11 protein-coding genes are annotated in these 17,844 nt (G+C 50.1%); 5 read left to right on the plus strand and 6 right to left on the minus strand.

Annotation, left to right across the window (positions count from 1 at the left end; genetic code table 11):
* Window positions 1-184: 184 nt before the first annotated feature.
* Window positions 185-10,114, minus strand: coding sequence for a gliding motility-associated C-terminal domain-containing protein (locus Q0577_RS08780; protein ID WP_298734967.1), 9,930 nt, complete (start codon window positions 10,112-10,114; stop codon window positions 185-187).
* 460 nt (window positions 10,115-10,574) lie between these two features.
* Between Q0577_RS08780 and rpmI the strand changes: the two genes are divergently transcribed.
* The gene (rpmI, locus tag Q0577_RS08785) at window positions 10,575-10,772 is read left to right on the plus strand and encodes a 50S ribosomal protein L35 (protein ID WP_298734969.1); all 198 of its coding nucleotides are present in this window, start codon (window positions 10,575-10,577) and stop codon (window positions 10,770-10,772) included.
* Window positions 10,773-10,811: 39 nt separating this feature from the next.
* Window positions 10,812-11,156: a 50S ribosomal protein L20 gene (rplT, locus tag Q0577_RS08790; protein ID WP_298734971.1), complete on the plus strand. Its 345-nt coding sequence runs from the start codon at window positions 10,812-10,814 to the stop codon at window positions 11,154-11,156.
* A 5-nt stretch (window positions 11,157-11,161) separates the two neighbouring features.
* Here rplT and ispE read toward each other — a convergent pair whose 3' ends face one another.
* From ispE to Q0577_RS08810, 4 genes are all read right to left on the minus strand, one after another.
* Window positions 11,162-11,971, minus strand: a complete 810-nt coding sequence (gene ispE, locus Q0577_RS08795) for a 4-(cytidine 5'-diphospho)-2-C-methyl-D-erythritol kinase (RefSeq protein WP_298734973.1) — start codon at window positions 11,969-11,971, stop codon at window positions 11,162-11,164.
* 76 nt (window positions 11,972-12,047) lie between these two features.
* Complete coding sequence (locus tag Q0577_RS08800) at window positions 12,048-12,647, minus strand: bifunctional nuclease domain-containing protein (protein ID WP_298734976.1); 600 nt, start codon at window positions 12,645-12,647, stop codon at window positions 12,048-12,050.
* Between the two features lie 146 nt (window positions 12,648-12,793).
* Complete coding sequence (locus tag Q0577_RS08805) at window positions 12,794-13,762, minus strand: electron transfer flavoprotein subunit alpha/FixB family protein (RefSeq protein ID WP_298734979.1); 969 nt, start codon at window positions 13,760-13,762, stop codon at window positions 12,794-12,796.
* A 53-nt stretch (window positions 13,763-13,815) separates the two neighbouring features.
* Window positions 13,816-14,556, minus strand: coding sequence for an electron transfer flavoprotein subunit beta/FixA family protein (locus tag Q0577_RS08810; RefSeq protein WP_298734983.1), 741 nt, complete (start codon window positions 14,554-14,556; stop codon window positions 13,816-13,818).
* 73 nt (window positions 14,557-14,629) lie between these two features.
* On the opposite strand from Q0577_RS08810, the gene Q0577_RS08815 reads away from it, so the two are divergent.
* The 3 genes from Q0577_RS08815 to Q0577_RS08825 all read left to right on the plus strand — a co-directional run bounded on the left by Q0577_RS08815 (window position 14,630) and on the right by Q0577_RS08825 (window position 17,252).
* Window positions 14,630-14,941, plus strand: a complete 312-nt coding sequence (locus Q0577_RS08815) for a tetratricopeptide repeat protein (RefSeq protein ID WP_298734985.1) — start codon at window positions 14,630-14,632, stop codon at window positions 14,939-14,941.
* 9 nt (window positions 14,942-14,950) lie between these two features.
* Entirely contained in the window at window positions 14,951-16,300 is a 1,350-nt protein-coding gene (tilS, locus tag Q0577_RS08820) for a tRNA lysidine(34) synthetase TilS (protein ID WP_298734988.1), read from the plus strand.
* 79 nt (window positions 16,301-16,379) lie between these two features.
* Window positions 16,380-17,252: a hypothetical protein gene (locus Q0577_RS08825; RefSeq protein WP_298734991.1), complete on the plus strand. Its 873-nt coding sequence runs from the start codon at window positions 16,380-16,382 to the stop codon at window positions 17,250-17,252.
* Window positions 17,253-17,256: 4 nt separating this feature from the next.
* On the opposite strand, the gene Q0577_RS08830 is transcribed toward Q0577_RS08825, so the two are convergent.
* A complete protein-coding gene (locus Q0577_RS08830; protein ID WP_298734993.1) occupies window positions 17,257-17,817 on the minus strand; it encodes a rhomboid family intramembrane serine protease in 561 nt (186 codons plus the stop codon).
* Window positions 17,818-17,844: the final 27 nt, after the last annotated feature.

Below are 17,844 nucleotides of genomic sequence, written 5' to 3' on the forward strand. Positions count from 1 at the left end.
AGCTGGTTCCTCTATGATAGAATTCTTTGTTGGCATAGTGTCCCCCTCATCAAAACGACCTAAGTGCTCAGGCAATAAACCATCATGTTAGTATAATATTAAATAATTAAAATTAACTATGTGTATGCTCAAAAAAGAGGGATTCACATGAGATGGAATCCCTCTTTTTGAAGATATGTTCAGATTATCTGATCACGGTCACTTCACCCTTGATGATATTCGGGTTACCATTTGGCATTTTCTTGTAAGTGAGCCACCATACATAAGTGCCTACACCCACAGGTTGGCCCTGGTATCTGCCGTCCCATCCTTTCTTGCTATCACGGCCCAGGTAGATCAGCTCACCCCAACGGTTGAAGATGCGCAGCTCGTACTCGTACATTGGTCCGCGTACAACCGGTCTGAAGAAGTCGTTGCGGCCATCGTTGTTGGGCGAGAACGCATTCGGGAATGTCGGTTTCGGATCGCACTGGGTATAATCCACGGTGATCTGGTCTGTATAGCTGCCGCAATCGTTGAACACGGTTACGGAGTAGGTACCTGCTTTGGTAACATCGAGGAACGGACCGGTAGAACCATCGGACCACAATACCCTGGTGATGTTGGATCCATCTGCACGTAATCTCAGCGTTTCACCGATACACATCATGGTGTCGTTGCCCAGGTTAATGAACGGTGTGGAGGTTACCCTTACGTTGAGGCTATCCATGAATACGCGCTGACAGAACCTGTCCATTACCGCGAGCCTGTATTTACCGGTGGCGTTGAAGGCTTTCACAGGGTTGGAATCACCATCATCCCACAGGTAAGAAATAGCATCCTGCGTGGTACCGTCTATCGTGATGCTGCTGCCAGGGCAGATCTCCCTGTTGGGGCCCAGCTCTACGTTGATGCCAGGCTGCAGGCGCACATTTACGGTATCCCTCACCATACAGTTATCCCTTGTTACGGTTACCCAGTACAGGCCGGGTTGGTTCACCACGATGGAAGAAGTGGTGGCCCCGGTTGCCCAGCGGATGCTGCCGCCATTGTTTACGTTCACGGTCAGCATGATAGACTGATCAGGACAGATCGTAGTGTCGCGATTCAGGCTGATATCCGGCGGCGGATTTACTGTTACGTTCACGGTATCGATAGTGATACAGCCGCGTTTTGTTACCCTTACCCAGAATTCTTCCTGGGTGCTTACCAGTATGGAAGGCGTAGTAGCGCCTGTGCTCCAGAGGTAGGAAGCGCCATCTACAAACGCATCCAGTTTTACGCTCTGTCCGCGGCATATGGATGCATCGGGCAGGTTCACCAGCGGCATTGGTATCAGCTCAACATGTATAGTATCAGTTGTTACGCACACACCGTTTGTTACACTTACCCAGTAGGTGCCTCCGCTGGTTACCTGGATACGTTGGGTGGTTTCGCCGGTAGACCAGCGGATGGTGTAGCCAAAGTTAGCTGCACCGGCATCCAGTATGAGGCTGTTGCCACCGCACAAAGCGGTATCGTTACCCAGGTTCACCATTGGCTTGTTGCTGTACTGCAGGTTGTATACCACCGTATCGGAGATACAGCCGGTTACACCGTCCTGTACGATGAAGCTTGCCTGTGTGGCGTTATTCAGGTTAAATGTTGCGTTCTTCTGTGCTAATGGCACCTGTACTGCGTTGGCAGGTGTTACGCCTACCAAGATATAGGTAGGATTGTTAACCTGGCTGGTCAGCTGCAGGGTGAAGCTCGGATTATCAGAGCAGTTCATCGGCAGGGTCGGATCCAGCACTGGTTTCGGACAAGGATTCACGGTAATACGCTGTATCCTTTCTGTTGCCTGGTTGCCGCAGGCGTCTGCTATGCGCCACCTTCTGATGATAGTATAACCGGCACAGAGATCTTTTACATAAGGATCTTCCACTACAGTTACCCTTTTCGGGAAGGCAGGATCGCAATTGTCTGTAGCCGTTAACACAGGCGCTACCGGGATGGAATCACCGCAGTTCAGCACCAGGTCTGCCGGAGCCGGAGCGATCACCGGACGGGTAGTATCGGTTACGGTCACCACCTGGCGAACGGTTGTAGTGTTACCGCATTCGTCAGTAGCTGTCCAGGTACGGATCAGGCGATAATTGCTGGCGCAAGCGCCCGGTATAGTTTCGCGTATCTGTGAGCGGCTGATCTTCACATTGCCGGCGCAGTTATCTGTAGCAGCCACATTGTTTGCCGGAGGCGGAATTGCGTCACAGCTTACAGTGGTATCCCTTGGCGGAGCTATAGTGAACACCGGACGGGTAGTATCCTGTACAGTAATGATCTGGCGCATGGTAGCAGTGTTTCCACAATTATCTTTGGCCGTCCAGGTACGGATCAGACGGTAGTTGTTGGCGCAGGCAGGCAGGAGGGAGGTCCGCTGCTCGCTGGTTTCCACCTGTACGTTGGGACTACAGTTATCTGTAGCTGTCACCACCGGCCATGCAGGTACCTTATCACAATCCACTGTCACATCAGCCGGTTGCGGTATGGAGAATACCGGACGGGTAGTGTCCTGTACCGTAATGGTTTGCTTTACGGTAGCGGTATTGCCACATTCATCGCGGGCTATCCAGGTACGGATAATCTGGTAGTAGTCTGCACACTGGGCGCCCGGTATATTCTGACGTACGTCTGTTGCCGTTACTGTGATCACACCTGGTGTACAGTTATCGGTAGCAGTCAGTGTAGCTGCAGCCGGAATTGAGTTACAGTTCACAGTAGTATCCCTGGGCGGTGTAACGGTGAACACCGGACGGGTGGTATCCTGTACTGTTATTACCTGGGTAAGCGTTGCGCTGTTGTTACAGCCATCGGTAGCTGTCCAGGTGCGCACCAGTCGATAGTTGTTCGCGCAGGCGCCTGTAATATTCTGTCTTGTTTCTGTTGGTGTTACGGTGATCACGCCGAAGCAGCTGTCATAAGCGGTCAGGTTCACCGGAGCCGGGATGGCGTCACAGTTTACTGTTATGTTGGCTGGTGCGGCAGATTGGAACACCGGCGGCAGGTTATCCACCACGGTGATGGTCTGCGAAGCCGTAGTGGTCATACCGCATCGGTCTGTAGCGGTCCATGTACGGGTAAAGGTGCGTACACAACCGTTGATGGTAGAAGCATCCGTGAAGGTAACGGTCAGCTGTTCTCCTGTATAAGGTGTATGGCTGAATTGCGGTGTACCAAACAGGGTGGTGTAGTCCATACCCAGCTTACAATTTACAGTAAGCGGGCCAGGTACGAACACTACTACCGGCGGTTTGGTGATCACCATGATCTTCACGGCGTTGCTGATGTTGTTCATACAAGGACCGGAGTTAACGATCCTTCTGAACCAGATGCTGTCTTGTGTCAGCGTGCCGGGCGCATAGGTGGCGTTGGTAGCACCGGGGATGTTGGTAAACCCGGTGGTAGCGCTTACGGTGCTCTGCTGCCATTGGTAGGTATAAGTACCGTTACCGCCGCTGAGCGTACCGCCGCCTAAAGGCGCCGCTGCTTCGTTCAGACATATGGTTTGATCTGCACTGATAGTATTACCCAGTACAGGGTTCAGGTTAGAAAGAATTACGTCGTCGCTGCTTGCGGGGCACACGCCGCTGCTGATAGTCCAGCGCAGTGTTACGGTGCCACCTGCAGGTACGGTGACAGTCGTGGTGGGACTGTTTACGTTGGCGATAGTGGCAGTACCGCTAACAATTGACCACCTGCCGGTGCCTACAGTGGGTGCATTGGCAGCCAGTGTAAAGGTACCGTTACCACACTGTTGCTGATCAGGACCAGCTGCTGCTGTTGTTGGCGGCCTGTTGTTGATCAGTACCACATCGTCACTGGTTGCAGGGCACGGGCCGTTGGTAATGGTCCAGCGCAGTATCACGGAGTCGCCGGCGGCTACGGTTACAGTAGCGGCAGGGTCGTGGATATTGCTGATGGTAGCGTTACCAAATACCCTCGTCCAGGTACCGATAGCAGTAGCTACACCTGGTGCGTTGGCCGCCATGGTGAAGGTAGAAATGTTACACAGGCTTTGATCAGGTCCGGCGGTAGCGATTGCTGCCTGCTGGTAGCTAACCAATGTTACATCATCCGTTGTGGTAGCGCACACACCGTTAGAGATCGTCCAGCGCAATACCACGGAGTCGCCTATGGCAACAGTTACGGTAGCGCTCGGATCAGTGAGGCTGCTGATGGTTGGTGTTCCATATAAAATGGTCCATCTGCCAGTGGCGCCCGGAACACTTGGCGCGTTAGCAGCGAGGTTGAATGTATTTACATTACATAATTTCTGGTCGGGACCAGCAGCAGCAGGTGCAGCTACGCGGTAGCTTACCAGCGTTACGTCATCTGTGCTTGGTGTACAGTTACCGTTGGTAACGGTCCAGCGCAGTATAATGGAATCGCCGGGGGCTACGGTAATAGTCGTGGTTGGGCTGGTTGCGTTAGCTACTGTTTTACCGCCGTAGATGGTAGTCCATCTGCCGGTGCCTACCGCTGGTGTATTGGCAGCCACTGTGAAGGAGGTTACGTTACACAGTCTCTGATCAGGACCAGCAGCGGCGGTAGTAGGTTGCTCATAGCTCACCAGCGTTACCAGATCTGAGCTTGGCGGACAGCTTGCACCGTTGGATATGGTCCAGCGCAGCACTACGGAGTCACCAGGCGTAACTGTGATCGTAGTGGTTGGGCTCGATGGATCGGCTACCGTAGCTGTTCCATATACTGTTGTCCATATACCTGTACCTACCGTTGGTGTATTGGCGGCCAGTGTGAAGGATGTTACATTACACAGTTTTTGATCGGCGCCAGCATTTGCCGTAGTAGGCTGTTGGTAGCTTACCAGGGTCACATCATCAGTGCTTGGCGCACAGTTACCGTTGGTAACGGTCCAGCGGAGTATGATAGAGTCACCAGGAGCAACTGCTATGGTAGAGGTTGGGCTGGTTGCGTTAGCCACTGTCTTACCACCGTAGACGGTGGTCCATCTGCCGGTACCTACAGTGGGATTGTTAGCCGCCAGTGTGAAAGAAGTGGCGCCGCACACTTTCTGGTCGGGACCTGCAGCAGCGGTTGTAGGCTGTGCGTAGCTTACCAATGTTACATCATCGGTGCTTGCTGCACAGTTACCGTTGGTAACAGTCCAGCGGAGTATAATAGAATCCCCGGGAACTACTGTGATTGTAGAAGTTGGGCTGGTTGCATTAGCTACTGTCTTACCGCCGTAGATGGTAGTCCACCTGCCGGTACCTACAGTAGGATTGTTAGCCGCCAGTGTGAACGATGTTACGTTACACAGCTTCTGGTCGGGACCAGCTGCTGCGGTGGTGGGCAGCTGGTAGCTTACCAGGGTCACATCATCAGTACTTGGTGTACAGTTACCATTGGTAACAGTCCAGCGCAGAATGATAGAATCACCAGGAGCAACTGCTATGGTAGAAGTTGGGCTGGTTGCATTAGCCACTGTTTTTCCGCCATAGATTGTAGTCCACCTGCCGGTGCCTACAGCGGGGTTGTTAGCCGCCAGTGTAAAGGATGTTACGTTACAAAGTTTCTGGTCAGAACCTGCAGCAGCCGTAGTAGGCTGTGCATAGCTCACCAGGGTCACATCATCTGTGCTTGGCGGACAGGTACCGTTGCTAACGGTCCAGCGCAATATAATAGAGTCGCCAGGAGCAACTGCTATGGTAGAGGTTGGACTGGTAGCGTTAGCCACTGTTTTACCGCCATAGATGGTGGTCCATCTGCCAGTACCTACAGTGGGATTGTTAGCCGCCAGTGTGAAGGAGGTTACGTTACACAGTTTCTGGTCGGGTCCTGCAGCAGCGGTTGTGGGCTGTGCATAACTTACCAGTGTTATATCATCGGTGCTTGCTGTACAATTCCCGCTGGTAACAGTCCAGCGCAGGATGATGGAGTCGCCTGGCACTACTGCAATAGTAGTGTTTGGACTGGTAGCATTAGCCACTGTTTTACCGCCGTAGATGGTGGTCCATCTTCCGGTACCTACAGTGGGATTGTTAGCTGCCAGTGTGAAGGAGGTTACGCTACACAGTTTCTGGTTAGGACCTGCAGCAGCGGTTGTAGGCTGCTGGTAGCTTACCAGGGTCACATCATCGGTGCTAGGCGTACAGTTACCATTGGTAACGGTCCAGCGGAGTATGATTGAATCACCGGGGGCTACCGCTATGGTAGACGTCGGGCTGTTTGGATTAGCTACGGTCTTACCGCCGTAAATGGTAGTCCATCTGCCGGTGCCTACAGTGGGATTGTTAGCCGCTAGTGTGAAGGATGTAACGTTACACAGTTTCTGATCAGGACCTGCAGCAGCGGTTGTAGGCTGTGCATAGCTTACGAGTATTACATCGTTTATGCTGGCAGTACAGGAACCGTTGGTAATGGTCCAGCGCAATACGATAGAGTCACCGGGAACTACTGCTATAGTAGTGGTTGGGCTGGTTGCATTAGCCACTGTCTTACCACCATAGATGGTAGTCCATCTGCCGGTGCCTACAGTGGGCGTATTGGCAGCCAGTGTAAAGGATGTTACGTTACACAATTTCTGGTCGGGACCTGCATTTGCTGTAGTTGGCTGTGCATAGCTTACCAGTGTTACATCATCAGTGCTTGGAGTACAGTTACCATTGGTAACAGTCCAGCGCAGTATAATAGAATCACCAGGAACTACTGCAATAGTAGAAGTTGGGCTGGTTGCATTAGCCACTGTCTTACCACCATAGATGGTAGTCCATCTGCCGGTGCCTACAGTGGGCGTATTGGCAGCCAGTGTAAAGGATGTTACGTTACACAATTTCTGGTCGGGACCTGCATTTGCTGTAGTTGGCTGTGCATAGCTTACCAGTGTTACATCATCAGTGCTTGGAGTACAGTTACCATTGGTAACAGTCCAGCGCAGTATAATAGAATCACCAGGAACTACTGCAATAGTAGAAGTTGGGTTGGTTGCATTAGCTACTGTTTTGCCGCCGTAGATGGTAGTCCATCTGCCGGTGCCTGTAGTGGGATTATTAGCCGCCAGTGTGAACGATGTTACATTACACAATTTCTGATCAGGACCAGCAGCTGCGGTAGTAGGCTGACGGTAACTTACCAGTGTTACATCACTTGTGCTGGGCGGACAGTTACCATTGGTAACAGTCCAGCGCAGTATGATTGAGTCGCCGGGTGTTACTGCTATAGTTGAGGTCGGGCTGTTTGGATTAGCAACGGTTTTGCCGCCGTAAATGGTAGTCCATGCACCGGTGCCTACAGTGGGCGTATTGGCAGCGAGGGTGAATGAAGTAACATTACACGCTTTCTGGTCGGGACCTGCTGCTGCCGTAGTTGGCTGCCTGTGGTTTGTCAGCACCACATCATCCGGCGTGCTGGTACAGGTACCGTTGGTGATGGTCCAGCGTAATGTGGCGCTGGCGCCGTTGGGTACTGTTACGGTTGTATTACGCTGATTAACGTTTGCTATAATAATATTGGCAGCGGTGGTACCGGTAACGCTTACAACTGACCAGGTGCCTACTGCACCGGCTGGGGTAGGAGCGTTAGCTGCCATGGTAAATGACGGCACCTCGCAATGTTCCTGGTCGGGACCTGCGTTCGCATTATTCGGCATCGCATACACCGTTACGGTAGTGGTTGCACAGGTGGTAGCAGGACAAGGACCTGTGGTAGTGTTTTCTGCGCGAACGAAGAAATTGGTGGTGCTGGTTATATTATTAATGGTAATACTAGGACCATAACCAAGTGCCGGACCGCTACCGCAGCCACCGGCATACCATGCCCACCGGGCGCCTGTACCCAGGCTCCCGCCCTGTACGGTCAGCGTAGTTGAGCCGCTTACGCAAATAGCAGGGCTGCTGTTAAGAATACCAGTAGGCGGTGTAGAACCTGCCATTACTGTTACGGAGAACGGGATCACTCTTTCGCAGGAAAGGGTGGGGTTCCTTACCGTGAGTTCGAAAGTATAGGTACCAGGTGCTGTGCCGGTAGGATAGTTCACTGCTATCGGTGAAGCTGGCAGTGCCATGTTATTAATGGCTGTAAAACCAGGCATTGCGTTAGGCCCTACGGTCCTGATATCGTACCTGGCCGGATTATCGGTCGGGTTGGTGTAAGGCAGACTGAACTGACCGTTGTCGCGGCAGGAAGGCTGAATAGTACCCAAGGTCAGGTTGGGCCTGTCCTGTACATTAATTATGATACTATCTTTCGCAACACATGCTCCGTTGGTAACGTCTACATTGTATTTATTGGGTCCAACTGTGGTTGGCGTATGTGTGGTGGTATTACCGATATCTCCGGTAGGCTTCCATTCAATATCATACGCTAAGTTGGCTGGATCTATTTCCAGTGTTACGGACTGGCCAAGACAAATAGGGTTGGGGCCTGTCAGGTTCAGTTGAACGATCGGCATGTCATCCACAATCACGGGCGCAACCGCTGTACGGAAACAGGTACGGTCTGCACCATAATCCTTACGGCCAATTACTTCGTATTCTGTTGTTACGGTAGGGGAGACGTCTATCTCATCGCCGTAGGTACTATCTGCAGCAACGGGCATGGGCCATCGCCATTTATATTCATCAAATCCACAACACGCGGTTAGCTTGGCTGTTGCGCCGATACAAATCTGTGCGCCCGACACCGTGATCTTTGGATTGGGCAGCAGTTCTATTCTTATAGGTTTTGAAGGCTGCTCACAACCAAGGTTGCTGGCAGTACCTTCGTTAATCGTCAACCTGAACCATTTGTAGGTAATGTTTACAGGATCTCCGATAAGGTATTTTGAATCCTCGGCAAAATGCAGTACGTCTGTAGTGGAGCCGGTAAGACCGTCACCATCACCCACAATCTTAACCCATGTGGTACCGTCATCACTGTACTCCCATCTGTATACCGGGTTTGAAAAATACCCTTTCGGCTGATATTCAGAAGTAAGGTTAGTAGCTGCGCCTGCACACATAGTATATTCACCGCCCTCCTGGTCTTTCTGGCCGTCGAAGAAAGCAAAGATATTAGGTGCGCAATATCTGAATTCAATATCATCTATGGCAATATCGTTACCGCAACCACCGGGATTATTGTTCCTGATAACCAGAACCACATCGGTAAGGGCTGTGGCGTTGGGATTAGTTTTAAAGGTACCGCCATATTTCTGCCATCCGTGGTTGGGATCAGCACTGATATCCTGTAGGGGCATAGACACGTCATTGGTACTGAACGTGGCCAGAATAGCGTTAGTAGCTAAATTTTTTATTTCAAAGGTAACACCGGCATATATATAGTTGTCCTGACAGGTGCTTTCCAACACCCCTCTACCGTTGGCATTACGGAACCAGGCGCTGAAGTTGTACACGGCACCAGGACATAAGCCCCGCACCTCTCTCCGGTAAAACTCCTTTTTTTCTATTGCCGAGTTGGCCACCAGCATGGCACCGTCCTGGCCACCGCTACCGTCACGGGTATGATCGAGAGATTCGTCCCATTCGTTACGAAGCCGCATCCGGCTACTAATGGAGTAGTAGTTATCGTTTAGGCCGTAAGTACTCTGGTAAATATACTCAATGCTTCCTCTGGCCGGGTCTAATGGTAACTGCGCGCCGGGAGCCGCTAATCCAAATGTTTCTATAAAGTCTTTGCCGGAGGTGTTAGTACCTTTACAGACTTCAATTGGACAGTCTACCACGTCTACATTCCTTCTAATATCATTTTGTAGGGTGGAGCCATTATTACTATAAGTCCGTGCCCTAACTATATAGTTGCCCGGTGTCAGGAATTCTATAGTAACAGAGCGGTTATTGGTCGATGAAGTCGCAACCCCACCGGGTCCGGTGGTGCCACCTGCCGAAACCGAGCCTACAATACCATATAATACTCTATAATCTGTTCCGAGAACCGCCGGCGTGGCTAAGGTTCCTTTATATATATCCCACTGGGTTCTGGAACCAGCATAGTTAGAAATGCTGAATGTGCCGAAACGGGTATTGGTTTCCCCCATAGAGGTACATACGCTGGCAGGTGCGTTCATTTGCTGTGCAAAGGCCGGCATCGCCAGGCAGCTTAAAATAAACAGATATAGGAGGGCTATTATCTTTTTCATCTTGCTGAATCAATTGATTAAAAAAACATCATTCCGGCGTTTTTCAGGCGCGGAGGAACGGGTTTGGTTGAATGGTTTCTGCAATTCGAAAAAGCGCTGCAACCCTCCGTGGGCTGGCATTTTGAGATAAGTAAACTAGTTTCATAGGCTCGGTGTTCAACGGTTTAATAATATATGATATGGATAAAATATTATACTATTTTGGAATTAAAATTATGAATAATATACAAAATAAAAAATGTGTGTATGTCAAAAAGGCATCTACAAAAGATGTCACCAAGCAAAAAGGCAGAAGGCAGATTTGATTGTCAATTATTTACCGGAGTCCAAAAAAGTATAAATTCGCAGGAAAAAGTTATCCACATGAAAAGGTGGAAATGAGATGGTGAATAAATTATTTAAGTGCTATGCATGTAGATTCAAATATTTCCCTACCTTTGCAGACCAAATTTGACGTAAGATGCCCAAAGTAAAGACTCATTCCCGCGCGAAAAAGACCTTTAAGGTGACCGGGAGCGGACAGATCAAAAGGTATAAAGCTTTCAAAAGTCACCTGCTGACCAAGAAAGCCACCAAAAGAAAGCGCAGCCTGAGAGGCAGTACGCTGGTTAGTGATGCTAACCTGAACCTGGTTAAGAGGATGCTCTGTCTCCGTTAATTATAATCTTATTTATTAATCTGATCAAAAAAGCATTATATGCCTCGTTCAGTAAATGCAGTAGCTTCCAGGGCCCGGAGGAAGAAGATATTAAAACAAGCCAAGGGCTTCTACGGTAAGAGAAAGAATGTATATACCGTAGCCAAGAACGTATTGGAAAAAGGCCTTACCTATAGCTATGTAGGCCGTAAACTGAAGAAAAGGAATTACCGCCAGCTGTGGATTGCCCGTATCAACGCAGCAGTTCGCGCTGAAGGCCTGACCTATTCTGAATTCATTCACAAGCTGTCTGAAAAGAACATTGATCTGAACCGTAAAGTATTGGCAGATCTGGCTATGAATGAGCCTGAGACTTTCAAAAATCTCGTGGCAAAGGTAAAATAAGCGAATCAGCTAATTTTAAATACCCGGTAGCCGGCGTCCCACAAGGCGCCGGTTATTTTGTTTTTAGGAAAGAGGCCTACCATGGCAGAGCCGCTGCCGCTCATCGTGGCATACAATGCCCCCGCCTCGTATAATTGTGCTTTTATTGCTCCCAATACAGGGTGTGCGCTGAATACAGGCGCTTCAAAATCATTATAGATCAGGTCCTTCCATGCTTCTACCGGTTGCAGAATGCTTTGTTGCAGCTGCTGTTCAGGTACCCGCGGGGTGATCTGGCTGAATGCCCAACCGGTGTTGACATGAATGCCGGGGAATATCAGCAGCCAGGAATAATTACGGAGGTCCAGCTCCAGCGGCGCCAGCACTTCTCCGCGGCCGGTGGCATAACAGGGCTGGTTGCGGATAAAGAAGGCGCAGTCGCTACCCAGGCGGGCCGCATAAGCTGTCAGCTGCTCATCACTTATTCCCAGGCGGAATTTATCGTTCAGCAACTGCAGCATGAAAGCCGCATCTGCCGATCCGCCACCCAGTCCGGCACCAATAGGGATATGCTTATGCAAATGGATCTTCACCGGTGGCAGATCCGGGAAATCTGCCTTTAACAGCCGCCAGGCTTTCAGGCATAGATTGTCCTGTTCATTTCCGGGTACTGGTATACCACTGCTGGCGAATTGTAACGCAGTATCTGACAGCACTTCGAGGGCATCTGTCAGCGGAAGCGGATAGAACACCGTTTCCAGGTCATGAAACCCGTCAGTCCTCCGACGGAGGATGTGAAGTCCCAGGTTTATTTTACAGTTGGGAAAAATGATCATGGAAAAAATACCAAATTCCTAATGCCAGATTCCAAAAACCAACTACCTAATTCCAAAGTGGAAGACGGATCATTGATTACTTGCTTTTCCGGCTGTTGATCTCATCACGAATGGCAATAGCGCGTATATAGTCTTCCTGTTCCAGTACTTCCTGCAGCAGGGTGTTCAGCTCCTCCAGGCTCATGGCTTTCAGATCGTCTTCTACGCCTTTTTCATGCTCTGATATAGTGGGAGTGGTAGGTTTATTACTCTTTTTACCGGTGGGATCGTCCAGCAGGATACCTGCGCTGTTGAGGATATTCTCATAGGTGTAGATGGGGCAACCGAATCGTACTGCCAGGGCCAGGGCGTCTGAAGTCCGGGAGTCGATCTCTATGGTTTCGTCATTATTATTACAGATGAGCTTTGAATAGAAGATGCCTTCCTGCAGATTGCTGATCACTACTTCAGAAAGTTCGATATTAAAGGCATTCATGAAGTTCTTCATCAGGTCATGCGTAAGAGGGCGGCTGGGTTGCATCTTTTCCAGCGCCACAGCGATTGCCTGGGCTTCGAACCCTCCTATTACGATAGGGAGGCGGCGCAGGCCGTTTACTTCCCCCAATACCACGGCGTACGAATGTGTTTGCGTAATGCTGTGCGATAAAGCAACTATTTCCAGTTCTATTTTTCTCATATCTGTTATCTGTCTCGCGTTGTCGCTGATAATTTTGTAAGACCGTGAAGTTAGAAAAATATTCCCTATCTAAAAAACAAGTTGTCAGTTTACAGGGGCAATTGACAGTCAGAATGACCGTCCTGTCAACTGCCCTGTTGTATCTCTTATTTTTTCAGTTGCTGAACCGCCGCTGTCAGTTTGGGCACAACTTCAAATGCGTCACCAACAATACCGTAGTCGGCTGCTTTAAAGAAAGGCGCTTCCGGGTCTTTATTGATCACCACTATTACCTTGCTGCCATTTACACCGGCCAGGTGCTGAATAGCCCCTGAAATGCCAATGGCGATATACAGGTTGGGGCGTACGGTGAGGCCGGTCTGCCCCACATGCTCATGATGCGGCCGCCAGCCGGAGTCTGCCACGGGCCTAGAACAGGCGGTAGCGGCGCCCAGGGCTTTTGCCAGGTCTTCCACCAGTCCCCAGTTTTCAGGGCCTTTAAGTCCGCGGCCGCCGCTTACAATAGTTTCGGCTTCCGTGAGCGGTATTTCCCCGCTTACGGTTTCCACTTTGGTTACTTTTACTTTGAAGTCTGCATCTGTTACCGGGGCCTGGAAAGGAGTAACCGTAGCCATTGCGTCAATCTTCTCCGGCGCAAAGGTGTTGGGCATTACCGAGATCACTTTCTGGGCTGAAGTAATATTAACATTGGCAAAGGCTTTACCGGAGAACACTGTTTTCTTTACCACAAAACCATTCGCGGTATCCGGCAGGCTGATAGCGCCGCTTACCAGTCCGGCCTGCAGTTTTGCAGCCACCCTGGGCGCAATAGCCCTGCCATCAAAATTATGAGAGAAGATGATCACCTGGGCATTCTCCTGTGCAGCTGCAGCTATGATCACCTTTGCGGCAACGCCGCTGTCAGCATTATTCAATTTTGCATCTGCAGCATGCAGTACTTTTCCTGCGCCGTAATTGCCTAGTGCAGCCGCCTCTGCGTTGTCTACTTCGCCCAGCACTATTGCTGCAGCGCTGGTGCCTAATGCTTCGGCTACTTTTGCGCCATAGTAAACGGCTTCAAACGCAGCTTTCTTTATTTTACCCTGTGATTGATCAGCGAATATGAGAACAGACATTTGCGAATTTTTTAGATTTCCTGAAACGTGATTTTAAAAGGAACAAGTGGGGATCAAAGCACCTTGGCTTCTTCATGCAACAATTTTACCAGTTCTTCCACATTGTCGGGGCTTATCAGTTTAACGCCTGCTTTAGCCGGGGGCAGTTCAAAGCTGGCAATGGCGGTAAGCGGCGTAATGTCAACGGGCTCTGCTACGGTCAGGGGTTTGGTTCTGGCAGCCATAATACCGCGCATGTTGGGAATCCGCTGTTCTGCCATTCCTTTCTGGCAGGATACCACTACCGGCAGCTCTACCTGTACTACTTCCTCACCACCTTCTATTTCCCTGTTAACGGTAGCCGTGCTGCCATTGAGATCAAACTTTGCTGCAATGGATACATAGGGAAGATCCAGCAATTCCGCTACCATGCCACCTATGGAAGAGCCATTATAGTCAATGGTCTCCTTCCCGGTAAAGATGAGATCATATTGCTGCTGCTTTGCATGGGCTGCAATCTGGGCTGCGATGAAGTAACTATCCTGGCTATCCGCATTTATACGGAATGCTTCATCTCCTCCGAGCGCCAGCGCCTTGCGGATCACAGGTTCTGTATCCGCACCGCCTACTGTTACCAGGTGCACCGTAGCGCCCAGGCTTTCCTTCAGCTCCAGTGCACGTACCAGTGCGTACCATTCATCGTAGGGGTTGATGATGAATTGTACACCCGCCTCACTGAATTTCGTGTTGTTGTCTGTGAAAGCTATTTTTGCAGTGGTGTCCGGAGTTTTACTGATGCATACTAATATCTTCATAACCTTAAAACTGTTTGGTTTGGAAAAAGCGGTATCAGCAAATATAACGGATTATTAACTAATAAAACCACCGATGGACAGGATCTCAAAACTGAAGGCATTCCTGGAAAGCAGCCCGGATGACAGCTTTCTGAAACATGCACTGGCGCTGGAATATATAAAGCTGAATGATGATGATGCCGCCCGCCGGCTGTTCGAGGAAGTACTGGAACGGGAGCCCGGATATGTTGGTTCCTATTACCACCTGGGCAAGCTGCTGGAAAGGGCAGGGGAGCAGGACGCAGCCTGTAGCATTTATGAAAAGGGAATGGCTGTTGCAAAAGCCGCTAATGATAAGCATGCCTATAATGAACTGCAGGCGGCACACGAAGATCTGATGTATTAAGCACTGACTATGTATCAAGACCTATTAACGGGTTTCAGGGAATATATTGAGCGGGAACAGTTATTCTCGCGCGGAGAAAAGATATTGCTGGCCGTAAGCGGCGGGGCAGACTCCGTAGTAATGGCCCACCTGTTCCATGCCGCCGGTTTGTCTTTTGCCATTGCCCATTGTAATTTCCAGCTCCGGGGCAGGGAGTCGGAACGGGACGAGCAGTTTGTGGATAGACTGGGGGCCGCCTATAATGTACCGGTACACAAGATCCGGTTCGACACCGCCGCATATGTTGCCACACATCGTGTATCCATCCAGGTGGCTGCCAGGGAACTGCGCTACGAATGGCTGGAGGATACCAGGAACATACACGGTTACACGTTTATTGCCACGGCCCATCACATGCAGGATAATGTAGAAACCGTACTGATGAACTTCTGCAAAGGCACCGGCCTGGCAGGACTGCATGGTATATTACCCAGGCAGGGTTTTATTGTCCGGCCGCTGCTGTTTGCACAAAAGGAGGAGATACTGGCTTACGCGGAAAAACACACGCTTGCATTTGTGGAAGACAGCTCCAATATAACGGATAAATACACACGTAATTTCTTCCGGCACCGGGTATTGCCGCCTATACAGGAAGCATATCCGGGCGCCGTGCAGCATATGGCCGGCACCATTGCCCGGGTCAGGGAGGCCGAACTGCTTTACCAGGAAGCGGTTGTCCGTCACAGGAAAAGGCTGCTGGAACAAAAGGGAACTACTTTTATGGTGCCCGTGCTCAAGTTGCAGAAAACCCGGCCGCTGCATACCATCTCCTATGAGCTTTTCAAAAGTTTTGGTGTTACGCCTGCGCAGGTAAGCCAGGTGCTGGATCTGCTGCAAAGCGAATCGGGACGATATGTAGCCACACCAAGCCATCGTATTATCCGTAACCGGCAATGGCTGCTGATCACACCGCAGGCACCGCAGGAGGCAGATTTTCTTGCAATAGAAAAAGAACAGCGGCATGTACATATCCCCGGCGCACATTTAAAGTTGCGCCTGCAGGAAAAGGATACATTGGGCACTATTCCGTCTGCCGCGCACATCGCCTGCCTGGATAGCAAGCATATCCGCTATCCGCTGGTATTACGGCGCTGGAAACAGGGCGACTATTTCTATCCCCTGGGAATGGACAAAAAGAAAAAACTAAGCCGGTTCTTCATAGACCAGAAGCTATCCCTGCCCCAAAAGGAACAGTTGTGGGTACTGGAATCTGCAAAACGGATCGTATGGATCGTTGGTATGCGGATAGATGACCGCTTTAAGATCACCGAAGGCACAAGAGAAATACTATACCTGGAAATGATACCGGACAAGGAATAAAGTACTGAAACCAGTACTGGCAATATATCGCGATTACCCTAATTTTGGTGCTCACCTGTATTCAAAATTCCACTTTGTTATGAGCACCCTGTTACCACTTCAGAAACGCCTGCTAAGCGCTGGTTTGTTGTTATTATGCCTGAGCGCCTGTATCAAGGAACCGCGGCCCGACGTTCCCGGACCTGTCACCAAACCTGCCTGGCTGTTGTCTGCCATTACTGAGGTGACTGCCTATGGCGATGCTGTCCTGGAACAGCCTTATTATTTCAAACTGGTGACGGAATTCCGGTACAATGAATTTTATAAGCCATCGCTGCAGCTGAACTATGCTTCCTCCACGCAGGACGACACAACGAACCTGGTACTGGTCAGTAAAGACACCTTTCAGTACGACGCAAACCGGCGGATGGCGGAAATAAAAACACTTGACCGCAACAACCGCGCTACGACCCTTAAACGGCTCTACTACAGCGGTAATGACACCCTGCCTTATTTATTTGAAACATATTACTACGACAGTGCCGATACACCGGGCATTCGTTACAGCAGCCAGTTTTCATACCTTGGCGATACAGCGGTACTGACGTATACACCACTTGTCAAAGGGGATAGTTCATTATCTATCTATGAGCAGGGTAATTATACTACCTATTGCAGGGGGGCAGGCCTCAGCCAATGTGGAAGGATATACGAAGAATATACAGGTCCCAACATATTCCTGTCATTGAACCTCAGCCATATGATAGGATTGAACATTTCCAGCGCCTATGATGCATATACAGACGGGCCACGGATGTCCCGCGGAAACTGGCAGCGTTTGAATGACGGTAATCCCAATCACTACCGCAGCCTTTTCTTCAATGCGAATGGATTGTTATCCGCCACTTACTGGACCAGCTACATTCCCGAATTTGTGAGCCAGGCCCGCTTTGCGTATATTCCTACGGAATAGCGGCTTATCTGCCCAGGGAACTGATCTGCTGAATAAAATATCCTGCCAGTTCGGGCCGGATCGCCAATGGGAAAACAACGCCAAAAACGGCGCCCCAGAAGTGCGCGTCATGGTTAATACCATCGCCGCCGCGGCGTGACATATACACCGAATAACCCAGGAAAAGCACACCGTAGATAATAGCCGGCATTGGGATCACAAATACTACGATCTTGGCCCAGGGCTGGAAAAGTATAAAGGCAAATACCACCGCTGATACTGCGCCTGATGCGCCGATAGAACGGTAGCCATAATTATTGCGGTGCCTGAAATAGGAAGGAATATCTGATACGATGAGGGCCAGCACATAAAACAGCAGGAAGTACAACTTACCCCCAAATAGATCCTGGAATATCAGCTCAATGTATTTGCCGAAAAACCACATGGTCAGCATATTGAAACCCAGGTGCATATAGTCAGCATGCACCAGGCCTGCTGTTATAAAGCGGTAATACTGCTTATGTTCTTTCACCATATAGGGCCACATACTCAGCTTATCAATTTCTCCGGGCCTGTTAAAGGACATAATGGAAATTACGCAGGTGATAATGAT

It is taken from the genome of uncultured Chitinophaga sp. (genome assembly GCF_937898475.1).
Classification (GTDB): domain Bacteria; phylum Bacteroidota; class Bacteroidia; order Chitinophagales; family Chitinophagaceae; genus Chitinophaga.

What these genes read in the sequence shown, in the direction of transcription:
- rpmI (WP_298734969.1), top strand. Translation starts at nt 10,575, where the DNA reads ATGCCCAAAGTAAAGACTCATTCCCGCGCGAAAAAGACCTTTAAGGTG.
- Q0577_RS08825 (WP_298734991.1), top strand. Translation starts at nt 16,380, where the DNA reads ATGAGCACCCTGTTACCACTTCAGAAACGCCTGCTAAGCGCTGGTTTG.
- Q0577_RS08800 (WP_298734976.1), bottom strand. Translation starts at nt 12,647, where the DNA reads ATGAGAAAAATAGAACTGGAAATAGTTGCTTTATCGCACAGCATTACG.
- ispE (WP_298734973.1), bottom strand. Translation starts at nt 11,971, where the DNA reads ATGATCATTTTTCCCAACTGTAAAATAAACCTGGGACTTCACATCCTC.
- Q0577_RS08810 (WP_298734983.1), bottom strand. Translation starts at nt 14,556, where the DNA reads ATGAAGATATTAGTATGCATCAGTAAAACTCCGGACACCACTGCAAAA.
- Q0577_RS08815 (WP_298734985.1), top strand. Translation starts at nt 14,630, where the DNA reads ATGGACAGGATCTCAAAACTGAAGGCATTCCTGGAAAGCAGCCCGGAT.
- Q0577_RS08780 (WP_298734967.1), bottom strand. Translation starts at nt 10,114, where the DNA reads ATGAAAAAGATAATAGCCCTCCTATATCTGTTTATTTTAAGCTGCCTG.
- rplT (WP_298734971.1), top strand. Translation starts at nt 10,812, where the DNA reads ATGCCTCGTTCAGTAAATGCAGTAGCTTCCAGGGCCCGGAGGAAGAAG.
- Q0577_RS08830 (WP_298734993.1), bottom strand. Translation starts at nt 17,817, where the DNA reads ATGTCCTTTAACAGGCCCGGAGAAATTGATAAGCTGAGTATGTGGCCC.
- tilS (WP_298734988.1), top strand. Translation starts at nt 14,951, where the DNA reads ATGTATCAAGACCTATTAACGGGTTTCAGGGAATATATTGAGCGGGAA.
- Q0577_RS08805 (WP_298734979.1), bottom strand. Translation starts at nt 13,762, where the DNA reads ATGTCTGTTCTCATATTCGCTGATCAATCACAGGGTAAAATAAAGAAA.